The sequence below is a fragment of the Streptomyces asoensis genome (assembly GCF_013085465.1).
In the GTDB taxonomy this organism is placed as follows: domain Bacteria; phylum Actinomycetota; class Actinomycetes; order Streptomycetales; family Streptomycetaceae; genus Streptomyces; species Streptomyces cacaoi_A.
The window spans coordinates 5,368,548-5,381,780 of the sequence record NZ_CP049838.1; the positions used below are offsets into that span (position 1 = coordinate 5,368,548).

Here is a 13,233-nt window from a genome sequence, read left to right on the forward strand (position 1 = left end):
CGGTGACGCGCGTCATGCCGTCGCCGTCGCTGTTTCCTGCGCCGGGGTCGCCGACTGTGCCGGGTCCTCCTCCGCCTCCTGGAGGAACGTCCAGTCCCAGACGCTCAGCGGTGGGTTGACGCCCTGGCGGGCCGGGCGGGTGGTGCCGTTGGTGTCCGTGGCGGCGAGGATCTCCTTGAAGACCAGGTCGACGGCGACCGTGCCGACGCGCTTGTCCGCGTCGCGCTGGAGGCAGACACCCGTACGGAGGTCCTGGAGGGCCGCGATGACCTTCGGGTCGTTCTCCGGGCGGCCCAGGAGCGGGGCCACCAGGGACGCCTCCTGCGCCGACTTCTGCTTGAAGGCGAAGACCGTGTGGATCTGGTTCGCGCCACCGCTGCGGGCCTCGGAGTCCTCGATCTGGACCAGGTCGATGGCCTGCTGGGTGATCAGTACGGTGACCGCCAGGTAGGAGCGGCCCTGCTTCAGCGCGCGGCGCATCAGGTCGCGGCCGGACTCGGTCGCCGTGACGACGTACGCCTCGTCGACGAAGAGCGCCTTGGGGCGGAGGCCGATCTCGCCGGTCACCGGGTTCTTCTCGTAGCCGACGTCGAGCATCTGGCTGCCCAGCTCCACGACCGCCATGAGGGCCGTCGCCGCGAGGCGTTCCGCCGGGTTCCAGCTGCGCGGGTCGGAGGCCGCAGGCGACTGGAAGCCGCGCAGGGTGATGACCGTACGGCGCTTGCGCATGCTGGACAGGGGCTGCGGGCGCTCCGCGAAGGAGAGACGGGCGTAGGGGAGCGTGCGCAGCTCGGTCAGGAGCATCTGCGCGAGCTTCAGGTCCTTGATCGCCTCTCGGTCGCCGCTGGCCATCGCTTGGTCGTACGCCGCGACGACCTCGTCCACGACCTGCCACAACGTCGGTCGGGGGACGGCCACTTCGGCGTCGCGGGCCGTCAGGCCCTGCTCGACGGCCTGACGGATCGCGGAGTTGTAGCGGCCGATGACGGTCGCCATGCCCTCGATGACGGGAAGGCGTACGCGCTGGTAGTCCTCGTCGCCGAGGAAGCCCCGGAGCATCGTTTCCGCGAGGAGGCGGCCCGCCGGTACGTCCCTGGCGATGACCCACGGGTCCAGGACGCCGGCCTGGCCCTTCAGGAGGTCGACGACCTCCGTCTCGGCCCAGAACTCGGGGTTCACCGGCTGGAACTTGCTGGCCGGAGTGCCGAGGAGGCCCGCTTCCGCGTCTCCCGCGAAGGCCGGGTCGTTCACCTGGGCGCCGAAGCCCAGGTAGTAGCAGAGCTGGGCGAAGTCGGTCTTCGGGTCGATGACCAGGCAACGGACGCCCGACTCCGACTCCTCGTAGAACTTCTGGAGGGCCAGCGAGGACTTGCCACCGCCGGACGCGCCGACGATGGCCAGGCCACCGCCGTCGTTGCGGGCCGGGCCGACGTGCAGGGAGTAGTGGACCGGCATCTTGCCCGCCCAGCCGACCAGGTTGCCGACCCAGCCGAGGCGCTTGCCGGAACGGTGCTCGGGGTTGTCGCCCAGCTCCGTGCCCGCGGTGGGCAGTCCGGCGCCGAGCTGCTCGACCTCCTGGAGCCGGAGGTAGGGCGCGATCGGCAGCTTGGGGGCGTCGCCGGGAAGCTGTGCCTGGAGCAGCCGCCACTGCTGGCGGGTCGGGCGCAGCAGGGTGACCTTCAGGTCCTGCTTGAACTGCATCTCCAGGACGCGGCGCCGGCGCTCGAGCTCCTTCACGTCGTGCGCCGAGATCGTGAAGCGGATCTGCGCCTCCATGCCCGGCATCTTGTGCTCGTCGATGTCGTCGACGAGTTCCTGGGCGCGGGTGACCTGGGTGGCCAGCTTGGTGTCGGGGCTGCGGCCGGAGTTGGCCATGTCGTTCATCTCGTCCACCAGGTTGCCGCGGATCTTGTCGGCGCGGTCCTTGAACTTCAGGTACGGGATGAGCGTGAACCGCATGTCGATCTCGACGGGGAAGTCCACGTGCTGGGCGGCGTAGCGCGCCCACGCGGTCGACTGGCGGAAGCGGGTCTCCGCGGGCCAGTTGGCGGCCACGAGGGTGGTGGTGTAGCTGGTCTGCTGTTCGCCCGTCACCTCGTCGTACTGGTTCAGCACGATGTGCGTCTTGCGGTTCTCGCCGGAGAAGTCGACGACCAGGTCGAACTGGTTGGGTCCCCAGGCGCGCGAGCCGAGCACCGGCTCGGGCGGGACCGGCAGGTCGCCGTGGAGCGGCTTGCGGATCAGCCAGACGAGTTCCTCGCGGCTGAGCGGGGTGCCCTTGAGGCCCTCCAGGCTCTCGTGGACCTCGACGGCGACCTGCGTCCACTCGGCGAGGACGTGGGGCGAGAGGTACTCGTCCGTGACGCCGGTCGCGGTGGCGGCGGCCTGGTCGGCGGCGCCGCGGACGCCCTGGAGCAGGCCGGGCTCGTCGTACGGCTCGTCGTCCTGGGCGACGACTCCGCTGCCACCGTTGGTGCGCTTCAGCGAACCCAGCTTCACCAGCAGGATGTTGCGCTCGCGCTTGGCGCCGATGCGCTCCTGGTACTCGGCCTTGCGCAGGTTGTACGCCTTGTAGTTCTCGGTGGGCTCCCAGGCGACCGCGTTCAGGTCCTCCGCCCAGGTCAGCGCGGTGATCGGCTGGTAGACCTTGCGGTAGTGGCACTCGACGTTGCGGTCGCCGCGGGCGAGGTTGAGCAGACCGCGGGCCGGGCCCTCGGCCATCGCCTGGAGCTCGCCGGCGTTCAGGTACTCGTCGATGGCGTTGGGCAGGACCATGCCCGTCCACACCGAGTCGCCGTGCACGAAGATCATGTCGTCGGCGTAGCGGTAGGGGAGGCGGAGGTCCTCGCGACGGGTGGCGGCCGACGAGCCGGACGGCTTGGAGCGCGCGGCGGAGGAGTTTCTGCCGCCGCCCTGGCCGTTCTTCTTGCTCGACGAGGCGGCCATGATCATGGCGACCACGAAGAAGGCGGCCGCCCCGCCCAAAAGGATCAACATGAACATGGAGGAGTCACCCTGGGGTAGTTGACGTGTAAGGGGTCAGCGGTAGGTGGAGAAGGCGCTGCCGCGCTCGGCGGCGGCCCGGCGCGCGGCCTCGTAGCGGGACTGCCAGCGGGGCGAACCGGGAGTGAAGAGGATGACCTGCCAGTGCAGCTCCTCGGGTTCCTGGTCGGCGGCGAGCCCCTGGAGGCGCTTGGGCTGGAACCACCAGTCGGTCCACACCACGATCTGCTGGCTCAGCGTGAGCGCCGAGGGCAGGGGCCGTCCCCAGACGAAGTAGACGGCGAACGGTGGCCCGAAGTAGAGGATCGACGTCCACATCGACATGCCGAGGAACGGCAGGAACGCCGACATCGTGAACAGAGCGATGAGCCAGATCAGCCCGAAGCCGAAGGCCGCGCCCAGCGCGGGCAGCAGCAGGCCCGGCAGCGGGATGTTGCCCCAGTTCCAGATCCGCTTGGGGCGGTTGACCAGATCGGTGTGGTCGTACGCGACCAGCGGCTCCGGCGCCTCCTGGCTCATGTCTGCGAACTCCCCTGATAGGGACGGAAACTGATGGACTGTCGAGCAATGCCCGAGCGGTCGGTCAGTTGCCGCCGCCGATCTCCGTGCCGAGGCCGATGAGCACGCCTGCGAGGCCGCTGGCGCCACCGATGATCAGGGCGGCGAGCGCGATCATGCCGAAGCCCTGGAAGGCCTCGCGCATACCGTCGCCGCGCTTCATCGACATCAGCATGCGGATGCCGAGGACGAGCAGGGCGATGACGGCGACCATGGTGCCCGCGTTGCGGAGGATTTCCTCGATCTTGTCGAACATGTCCGTCAGCGTGGTACCGGCGGCCAGGTACATGGTGATTCCTCTCGGGTGGTTAAGCGGTGGTAAGAGGTGGGGGGTGAGGGCGGTGCGGTCCCGGTCAGGACTTGCCGGGCTGCGGTGTGCCCTTGGACGACTGGGCGGACGTGGAAGGGGAGGCCGATACGGACGGGGAGGGGCTTCCCGTCGCGGCGGCGCTGTCGGTGTCGTCGCTGTCGGCCCGACCGCCCTGCTCGTCGAGCACACCGCCCCGGATGTCCTTGATGAACCAGCCCTGGGCCGTGTTCACCATCGTCATCCGGTACGCGCGGCGCACGGCGACGCCCTTTGCGTCGCTCCAGTCGACGGCCACGCGCACCTGGACGGCCTGCCCGACGCCGTAGGCGTAGGGGTCCGTGTCCTGGACACCTGACGGCACGAGCGCGACGACGGAGCCGATGTCCGGGTTCGTCAGGCGTCCGGACAGGCCGGTGGTGGCCGTCAGGGTCGCGTCGGGAGTGATGAAGCGGGACATCGCGGTCGCGTCGGAGGCGCCCCAGGCCGCGAAGTAGCCCGGCAGTACCTTCTGCTGGAGCTGCGTGGAGAGGGCGTCGTCCACGACCTCGTCGCTCTGGTCGACCTCCGGCACGTCCGCACGCGCCGGCAACGGCATCTGGCCGACGTCGCCGGCGATGCGCATGCCCTCGCCCGTCGTGAGGTTCTGCACGTACACGGGGACGGTGAGCGTGGTGAGTGTGCCGTCGTCCGTCCGGACCTGCACGCCCAGGTAGCGGCCGTGGTCGCCGTACTCGGGAAGCTTCTCGGCGGTGCCGTCCCAGGTGACGGAGACGGCCTTGCTGGTGCCTTCGCCGCTCCAGCCGCACTCGGGATCGACACCGGCGGAGGCGTAGCGGGCGAGGTCGGTGCGGCGGGTGGACGAGGTGTCCGGGGAGAACGTCATGCAGAGCTGCGCGTACTGCTCCGCGAAGGCCGCAGCCTGTTCGGTGGGGAACTCGGTGAGGCGGTACCGGGTGGCGTCCGCCTCGTCCAGTCCCGCGGTGGTGGTGCCGGACGACTTGCCGACCACCAACCCCATCACACCGCACGAGCCCAGCGCGAACACGCAGGTAGTGATCAGCAGGGTGGCGCGGAGCGCGACGTGCGTGCGGCGCCCACCACCCGGGATACGGCCGCCGGGCTTGGGCACGTCGAAGTCGCGCGCGGGGGCGGGCTTCGGGATGGCCTGGCCGGGGGTGGCGGCGCCTGTGGTCGGGGCGGTCGCGCCCGTCGTCGGGGCCGGGGCGGCCGTGGCCCTCAGCGACATCGTGGAGGAGCTGTGGGCGGGGGCCTGGTGGCCGTGCTGGGGCGCGTGGGGGGCAGCCGTGGTGGGCGTGGGCGCCGGCGCGGTGGCTGCGGCGGCCGTCGCCGTACCGCCCCGCTTGCGCTGCTCCTTCTCCGCCTTCTTCTGCTCGTACGCCGCCTTGCGCGCCGCCCGCTCGCGCTCGCGCTTCTCCTTCTTCGACTCGCCCTGGGGCCGCGTCTCACGCGGCGGCAGCGACGGGACGGCGGCCTGGCCGGCCCGGGGCGTGCTGCGCACCCAGGCGGCGGCGACCTGGGCGCGGGCCGCGTCGGAGGGCAGCGGCTGCGGCTGCTGCGGGGCCGGGGCCTGTTGCGGGGTGGGGGCCTGCTGCCCTTGCCCCTGCCACGCCTGCTGCGGCGGCTGCTGGGAAGGACCGAAGGACCCGGGCTGCCCGGAAGGCTGGCCTCCGCCGACCGCGCCAGCAGGGCTGTTGTGGTCTGTCATCGAGTCGGTTACTCCAGCGAGTCGGTTCCCCGTCCGCCTGGGCGGGTTCACGACCGCACCGCACGACGGGCCCTGGCCCGGCCAGGTGCGCTTGGCAGTGTGACAAAGACCTGTCACCGGACCGGTGTCGCTTTCCTCGCCGGGACTGCGGGAATTCCCGATGCCGTGTCCATGAGGAAACCGGTCGGGAAAAGTGTCAGGGACACGGCGGGAAGGTGCCGTGCCGTACCGGCCCGTCCTGGGCCCACAATGCGCTGGGCGCGTGTGCCCGAGGTGCTGGGTACCGTCACCCGGCACCACCCCCTGGACCCGACGGACCCGGCGAAGGACGAGAGTTGACCGACCACAACGGGCACCCGCAGCAGCCGCAGTACCCGCAGCAGCCGCAACCCCCGGAGCAGTCCGACCCGCGCACCTGGGAGATCCCCCAGCAGGCTCCGCCGGTCCAGCAGGTCCCTGCCCCGGCCCCGGCGCCGGCCCCTGCCCCTGCCCCGGCCCCGGCCCCTGCGCCGGCTCCTGCCCCCGTCGCCGTACCGGCCCCTCAGCCGGCCCAGGCCCCGCAGGTCTTCCAGGCCGAGCACGCCTGGGTCGACGGCTATGAGCCCGGCAACCCCTGGCAGGCCAGCCTGTGCGTGGAGACGCCGTACGGGACCTTCGCCTATCCCCTCACGCCGAACACGATTCCCGAACTCCTCGAGCAGATGGTCCTGGTGGCGCAGGAGCAGCAGGGGATGCCGGTCGGTTTCGACGAGGATCCCGCGTTGTCGCCGACGGTCGGCGAGGAAGGCGACGAGGAGCAGGAGGGGGTGGTCGCCCGCCTCCAAGGAGGGCGCGCCGCACGGATGAGCGGCTGGACGGTCGTCCACGACCTGTGGGAACGCGAGGATCCGACGGCGCGCATCGTGATGGGCGCGATCGTGGTGGTGCTGTTGCTGCTCGGTATTTTCCTGACCTGATCATGCGACCGCTACAGACCGACCGATAGAGGACAACGATGACAAGCACCGATGAGGCCGGCACCGAGCCGGAGTTCTACTTTGCGGACGTCTTCGTCTTCGTCTCCGACTACCTCGCCCAGTTGATCCGCCGCCGTGTCAACGGCACTTCGGCGACCTGGTGCCCGAAGTGGTGGGAGCATCCCGAGGCCGGTGCCCGGCTGTCGGCGCTCTGGCTGGCCTGGGAGCATCTGCGCCAGGACCCGGCGCTCGGCATGTCGACGTGGTGGCTGCACCATGCCGACCCGCATCTGCGGGTCCTGATGGACGCCGACTCGGGCCCGTTCGCCGCCTGTTCGCCCAAGGATGGGCACACGGCCTACCCGTTCGATCCGTTGCCGGTGGATGCGCGTCCGGAATGAGGATCCTTCGTTCGTGACCGCAGTGGACGTCTTCCTTTCCCGAAACCCCGGCCCGGCCATTCCCGGCGCTTTCCCTGCCGGGAAAGCGCCGGGCTTCGCCGCGCCGCCGCCACCTACCGTGTCCCGGTCACCCGTCGACCGCCGTTACCGGCCCATCACAAGGGAGGCGCGGGAACGTGGAGTTGCCTGCCGAGAACAAGCGCACGGCACTACTGCCTCTGGTCGTGCTCGGCGCTTTGTTGATTCTCGTGCTGACGATGTTCACCGTCTTCGACGGTGACGACGATGACAGCGGCGGCGCGGACGCGGCGCCGGCCGCCACTTCCGGCGGTCAGAACGGCGCCGACGCGGACTCGGGTTCTTCGGGCTCCGATGCGGCCGGCGGCGGCGCCACTCCCATCGTCGAGCCCGCCGAAGTGGCCGAGGCTCACGCCGTCATGGCGAAGTACATGGCCGGGCTCACCACCTACGACCACACGAGCAAGGCAGCCGCCTGGGGCGCCCCGCTGCTCGCACTCACCACCGGCGACACACAGATGAAGCAGGTGACCGTACTGCCGTCCGGCAAGGAGTGGGCGACCTGCCAGGCCGAGGAGTGCTCGTCCAAGGGCGCGGCGGTTGTCGAGCGTGACGCGGTGATAGCCGACGACGTGGTGCGCGACAGCGGTCGGACCATATCCAGCCTCGTGAAGGTGACCGCAACGCACACCTCCGGCGGTCAGTCCTCGACGGAGGAGAACGAGTGGCTGGTGACCGTCAAGGAGGACGGCGGTCAGTGGGAGGTGTCCGGCTTCGACGTCTTCGGTCTCGGCAACGTCGGGACCTCCGAAGACTCGGGGGAGTGAGCCGGCCATGGTGGCACCCGCTGTACTCGCGGCCGCGGCGAAGGCCGCGAAGGTCGCCAAGTCCGCCAAGAAGGCGGGCAAGCTCGCGGCCGGGCCCGGGGGAGGCCAGAACGGCGACGGCGGCAAGAAGAAGGACAAGCCCTTCAAATGGTGGATGATCATCGGCGGCGGTGGCGGACTGGCCGCCGCGTCCGTGATCTTCCTGGTCCTGCTGCTCATCGGCAGCATGGTCGGCGGCGTGGGCAACGGTGCGTCGAACGCGGCCTGCGGCGACTACGCCGACAACGCCAGCGCCGGCAACACCGGTGATGCCGCCGCCACCAACCCGATCATGCCGGCCGGAAAGATGTACATGCCGAGCGCGACGGCGCGCGCCGAGATACCGCCGAAGATGATCCTCGCCGCGATGCGTGCCGCCGCCAACTACGACGGCCTCGACTGGACGCTCATCGCCGGGCAGATGTACCAGGAGACCAAGTACGGCCAGGACAAGTCGGCCGCGCCCGGTGGCAAGAACTCCCTCGGCTACATGGGCATCCTCCAGTTCGGCACCCCGGCCTGGACGGACTACGGCTCCGACGGCAACGACGACGGCAAGAAGGACCTCTACAACATCGACGACGCGGCCTGGGCCGCCGCCAAGTTCCTGCACGCCAAGAAGGCTGAGACCGAGCCCTTCAAGGCGCTTCAGAACTACTCCGGTTCCACGGCCTCCAACACGATCTACCCGAGGGTCGTCCTCACCCAGGCCGCCCGGTACCGCGGGGTGCTCACCGGTGACCAGGACCTCATCGAGCGCTGGTACGCGCACCTGAAGGAGACGGTCGAGAAGAACCCCGACTTCCCGACTCTCGGGCAGCAGTCGGACATCCCGGAGCCGGTGGGCAACGACGCCCAGCCCGGCAAGGCCCTCAGCATCGCCTCGTCTCCGGCCCGCTCCTGGTCCACCCCGCCGATGGACGACGACGGCGAGACCGTCACCGCCATGGCGCCGGCCGGGTACAGCACAGGTCTGGCGAGCACGACGAGTACCGCGAGCGTGACGACCGTCGCCTTCCCCGAGGCCAAGCAGCCCACTGCGGTGGGGGGCAAGGACTGGCAGTGGCCCATGAAGGAGAGCACCTACTCGCTGGGCACGCCCTACCACCAGAACGGCAGCATGTGGAGCCTCGGCTACCACACCGGCCTCGACCTCGTGGCCACCTCGGGTACGCCGATCTACGCCCCGGCCGACGGCAAGGTCGTCCACGCCGGCCCCGGCGGCTCGTACGGCAACGAGACGGAGATCCAGCACGCGGACGGCGTCATCACGCTCTACGCGCACCAGACCACGATCAAGGTGTCCGTCGGCGACAGCGTCAAGCGCGGTCAGCAGATCGGCACGGTCGGCGCCACCGGTAACGTCACCGGCCCCCACCTGCACTGGGAGGTCCGGGTTCCCGGCGTGGACAACCCGTTCGTCGCCGGTCAGGACCAGGGCCCCGGGATGGTCGACCCGAAGGCCTGGATGGACGGCCGGGTCACCGCCAACCCCGACTACGGCACGGTTCCCGGCTCCGAGGAGCAGAGCAGGGACGACCAGTACGCCCAGTGCGCCGAGGGCAACGGCGGCGCGGCCGTCGCCCCCGACGGGGCCGGTGCCTCCGGTGTCATCCCCGACTCCGACGACCCGGTGATCCGCGCGGTCCTGGGCTGGGCCCAGCGCGGCATCGGTACCCCGTACGTGTACGGCGCACCGCGCCTCCAGGGCCAGAACCCCACCAGCTTCGACTGCTCGAGCTTCACGCAGTGGGCGTACTACATGGCCAGCGACGGAAAGATCGACATCGGCAGTACGACGTACTCGCAGCAGCCCTACCTGAGCAAGTACAAGGTGGATCTGTCCGATGCCCAGCCCGGTGACGTGATCTTCTTCGGGCCGGAGGGCGGCGGCAGGTCGAGCCATGTCGGGCTGGTCTGGGACGCCAAGGGTCACAAGATCCTCCACGCCCCTCGCCCGGGCAAGTCGGTCGAGTTCAGCACCTGGGACTACCAGGCCGAGATCACCGGCGTTTACCGCGTCCCGATCCCGCAGGGCACGAACGCGGTCGAGGGCGACGGCACGAACAACACAGCGGGCGCCTGAGGCCTGGCGCCTGCCTGCCCCTCCTGTCGTACCTCACCTTATGGAGCAAGGAAGTTGACGAAGCCACGTACCGCCTTCATCGCCGGTACCGTGTTGTCCCTGGGACTTCTCACCGGCTGCGGAGGCGGTGACGAGTCGGCGGGCACGGACGCGACGGGATCGGCCTCCCCGCACGCGTCGGCGACCGCGGCCAAGTCGCCCGCCTACCCCGGCGATCCGATCCCCGGGCTCTCCGCCAAGCCGGCGTGGAGCCTTGCCCAGAAGACCGACGCCGCCCAGTGGTGCGCCGGCGACGCCGCTCTCGCGTCCGACAAACAGGGGCAGGACGGCATCTGCGCGGTCGGCGACGCCTTCCTCCTTGTCGAGGACCTGTCCGCACCGGTCGCGGAGGGCGAGACGGAGCCGCAGACGGCGCACTTCGTCGGTCACCTCTACGACGCGGCGACCGGTAAGGAGCGCAAGGCCTTCACCGTCGAGTGCACGTACGACCCGTCCGTGAATGACGCACCCAGCCGCGACATGCAGGTCCAGGTGGGCGCCTGGAAGGACGGCTCCCCGGCCGTGCTGATCCGCAGCTGCGAGAACGCCGAGGCGAGCGGCCTGAAGAAGGCCGCGGTGAAGACCGTCTACACCATGTACGCGCCCAGCGGCGCGAAGCTGGGCAGCTCCACCTACACCGACGAGGAGCACGCGGGACTGCCCGTCATCCGCGGGCATGTGCTTCTGCCCGGCGGAGGGAACGACGACCGCACCCTGGCCCCGGTCGGCGGTGGCAAGGACCTCGTGCTTCCGGCGAATCTCGCCGAGGCCGACCCCATCGGCACCGGACAGGGTTACGCGATCGAGGGCGACGGCAGGAACGAACCTGTGTCGGTGATCGACCGCGGCACGGGCAAGTCCCTCTGGACCACCACGGACCTCACCCCGCCCACAGACGTCGCTGCGCAGATCGAGGACGGCGAGGAGCCGGATGCCGAGCTCTACCCTCTCCACGGCGACCAGGGCATCCTCGTCTGGTCGGCGAGCGGCTCCAACGACGCGGTGATCACCACGGTCGACCTGCGTACCGGGGCCACCGTGGCCGTCGGTCCGCGCACCACGCTCAAGGAGTTCGGCCAGGTCGACGTCCCCGTCGTCTCCCCCGACGGCACGACCGCCGTCGTCGACTTCGCCGGGGAAGCGGTGGCCTGGAACACCCGGACCGGTGCCGAGCTGTGGCGGCAGGAGGCCGACGACAAGGAGATCCGGCCGGTGGCCGTGACGACGGGCGATGTCCTGTTCGCGGAGCTCGAGTACGACCAGGGGGCCCTGTCGATGGGGACCAAGAGCCTGCTCGGCCTGCTGCCCGAGGGAACGAACGCGCCCACGCAGTTCACCACGAACGGCTACACACTCATCCCCGCCGACAACGGCCTCTTCGCCTTCCTGGCGACAAAGGCCTGACCGGCACCCGGCCGATCCCCACCAGGCCAGGAAGTCCAGAAAGGACGGACCCGCGGGTGACCGCAGAACAGCAGAAGAAACCCCGCGCCGAGGACGACTGGACCTTCGAGATCGTCATCGCCGTCGCGGTCGTGCTCCTCGTCGGTGCCGGTGCCTGGCTGGCGGCGAAGGTCGGGGCCGGGTACGCCGACGCGCCCGCGCCGCCCGCGAACCCGCTGACGTTCCTCGTAGAGGTGATCAAGGGCGACTACAGCTGGCCGGGTTCGGCGGCCAGTGCCGTCGCGGCCGGCGAGGCGGTGGTGGTCGGGATCCTCGGCCTGGCCGCCTACCGGGTGCGGGAGCGGTTCAGGAACAAGCCCAAGGTGGACGGTGCCGCCCAGCACCTCGCGAAGGGCGAGGAGCTCGGCAAGCTGACCATGAAGGGCGCGGCCGCCACCGCCGAGCGCCTCGGGGTGCAGTCGGGCACGCCCGGCGTGTTCATCGGACGGTCCGTCAAGGGGCGTCAGCCGCTGTACGGGTCGTACGAGGACATGCACGTCGACATCTGGGGCCCGCGGACCGGTAAGACCACCCGGCGCGCCATTCCCGCCATCCTGGACGGGCCCGGCGCCGTCCTCGTCACCTCCAACAAGCGCGACATCGTGGACGCGACCCGGGGTCCGCGGACCGCGCGCGGCCCGGTGTGGGTGTTCGACCCGCAGCAGGTCGCGCAGGAGGAGCCGAGCTGGTGGTGGAACCCGCTGTCGTACGTCACCGACGTGGCCAAGGCCCGCAAGATGGCCGACCACTTCGCCAGCGGCTCGCGGGACGCCAACGCCTCCACCGACGCCTTCTTCGACCCGGCCGGCCAGGACCTGCTCGCCAACCTGCTGCTCGCCGCCGCCTGCGCCAAGGCGCCGATCACCCAGATCTACACCTGGCTGTCCAACCCCAAGGACGATGCCCCGGAGCGGATCCTGCGCGGCGCCGGACACGCCATGTCCGCGGACGGGCTGGCCGGTGTGATCAACGCCCCCGACAAGCAGCGCAGCGGCATCTACGGCGTCGCCCAGCAGATGGCGTCCTGCCTGGTCAATCCCGAGGTCAACCGGTGGGTCACGCCCCCGGCCGACGAGTACGCGGGCGAGTTCGACCCGCACGCGTTCGTCCGTAGCGGCGGCACCCTGTACTCGCTGAGCCGGGAGGGGCGCGACTCCGCCGGGCCGCTGGTGACCGCGCTGACCGTGGCCGTCGTCGAGGCGGCCGAGGAGTACGCCACCACCCAGCGCGGCGGCCGTCTCCCGCTGCCCCTCGTCGGTGTCCTCGACGAAGCGGCCAACGTGTGCCGCTGGCGGACCCTGCCCGACCTGTACTCGCACTACGGCTCGCGCGGGATCATCCTGATGACGATCCTCCAGTCCTGGGCGCAGGGCATCGAGGTGTGGGGCGAGCGCGGCATGGAGAAGCTGTGGTCCGCCGCGAACGTCCGCGTCTACGGCGGTGGCGTCTCGGACACCCGCTTCCTGGGCGACCTGAGCGAGTTGGCCGGCGAGTACGAGCTGCGTGAGTACCAGACCAGCCGTGAGTCGGAGTTCGGCGGCTGGTCCGGCAACCGCGCGATCAGCGAGTCCACGCGCCGCGAACGCGTCCTCCAGGTCTCCGACCTCGGCGCGATGCCGCCCGGCCGGGCCCTCGTCCTCGCCTCCGGCACCAAGCCGGTGCTGGTCGAGACGGTCCCGTGGTGGGAGGGCGCGTACGCCGCCGAGGTCCAGGCCTCGCTGAAGAAGTACGACCCCGGGGCGCGCTGAGCCGACGGCGGCACGGAGCACAGGGGAGGGGCCCGGAGGCAGTCGCCTCCGGGCCCCTCCCCTGTCCGTCGTCCGTCGG

Annotated in this window: 10 protein-coding genes; 6 read left to right on the forward strand and 4 right to left on the reverse strand. The window is 70.5% G+C overall.

From position 1 onward, the window contains the following. Nucleotides 1-12 precede the first annotated feature (12 nt). The 4 genes from G9272_RS24030 to G9272_RS44775 form a co-directional block, all read right to left on the reverse strand. On the reverse strand, nt 13-3,003 hold the full coding sequence (locus G9272_RS24030) for an ATP-binding protein (protein WP_171398476.1): 2,991 nt from the start codon (nt 3,001-3,003) through the stop codon (nt 13-15). Nucleotides 3,004-3,039: 36 nt separating this feature from the next. After that, nucleotides 3,040-3,522, reverse strand: coding sequence for a hypothetical protein (locus tag G9272_RS24035; RefSeq protein ID WP_171398477.1), 483 nt, complete (start codon nt 3,520-3,522; stop codon nt 3,040-3,042). Between the two features lie 64 nt (nt 3,523-3,586). Beyond that, a complete protein-coding gene (locus G9272_RS24040) occupies nt 3,587-3,850 on the reverse strand; it encodes a TrbC/VirB2 family protein (protein ID WP_142265350.1) in 264 nt (87 codons plus the stop codon). 64 nt (nt 3,851-3,914) lie between these two features. Beyond that, nucleotides 3,915-5,597, reverse strand: a complete 1,683-nt coding sequence (locus G9272_RS44775) for a conjugal transfer protein (RefSeq protein WP_216377829.1) — start codon at nt 5,595-5,597, stop codon at nt 3,915-3,917. Nucleotides 5,598-5,932: 335 nt separating this feature from the next. Here G9272_RS44775 and G9272_RS44780 point away from each other — a divergent pair, with 335 nt between their 5' ends. The 6 genes from G9272_RS44780 (at nt 5,933) to G9272_RS24080 (ending at nt 13,154) form a co-directional block, all read left to right on the forward strand. After that, on the forward strand, nt 5,933-6,553 hold the full coding sequence (locus G9272_RS44780) for a hypothetical protein (protein ID WP_216377908.1): 621 nt from the start codon (nt 5,933-5,935) through the stop codon (nt 6,551-6,553). 38 nt (nt 6,554-6,591) lie between these two features. Next, entirely contained in the window at nt 6,592-6,954 is a 363-nt protein-coding gene (locus tag G9272_RS24060) for a DUF4913 domain-containing protein (RefSeq protein WP_171398479.1), read from the forward strand. Between the two features lie 176 nt (nt 6,955-7,130). Continuing rightward, entirely contained in the window at nt 7,131-7,799 is a 669-nt protein-coding gene (locus tag G9272_RS24065; protein ID WP_171398480.1) for a hypothetical protein, read from the forward strand. A gap of 7 nt (nt 7,800-7,806) precedes the next feature. Then, nucleotides 7,807-9,924 carry a peptidoglycan DD-metalloendopeptidase family protein gene (locus G9272_RS24070; RefSeq protein WP_171398481.1) on the forward strand — a complete coding sequence of 706 codons (2,118 nt, stop codon included), beginning with the start codon at nt 7,807-7,809 and terminating at the stop codon, nt 9,922-9,924. 54 nt (nt 9,925-9,978) lie between these two features. After that, on the forward strand, nt 9,979-11,367 hold the full coding sequence (locus G9272_RS24075) for a PQQ-binding-like beta-propeller repeat protein (RefSeq protein ID WP_171398482.1): 1,389 nt from the start codon (nt 9,979-9,981) through the stop codon (nt 11,365-11,367). 56 nt (nt 11,368-11,423) lie between these two features. Next, nucleotides 11,424-13,154, forward strand: coding sequence for a type IV secretory system conjugative DNA transfer family protein (locus G9272_RS24080; RefSeq protein ID WP_171398483.1), 1,731 nt, complete (start codon nt 11,424-11,426; stop codon nt 13,152-13,154). Nucleotides 13,155-13,233: the final 79 nt, after the last annotated feature.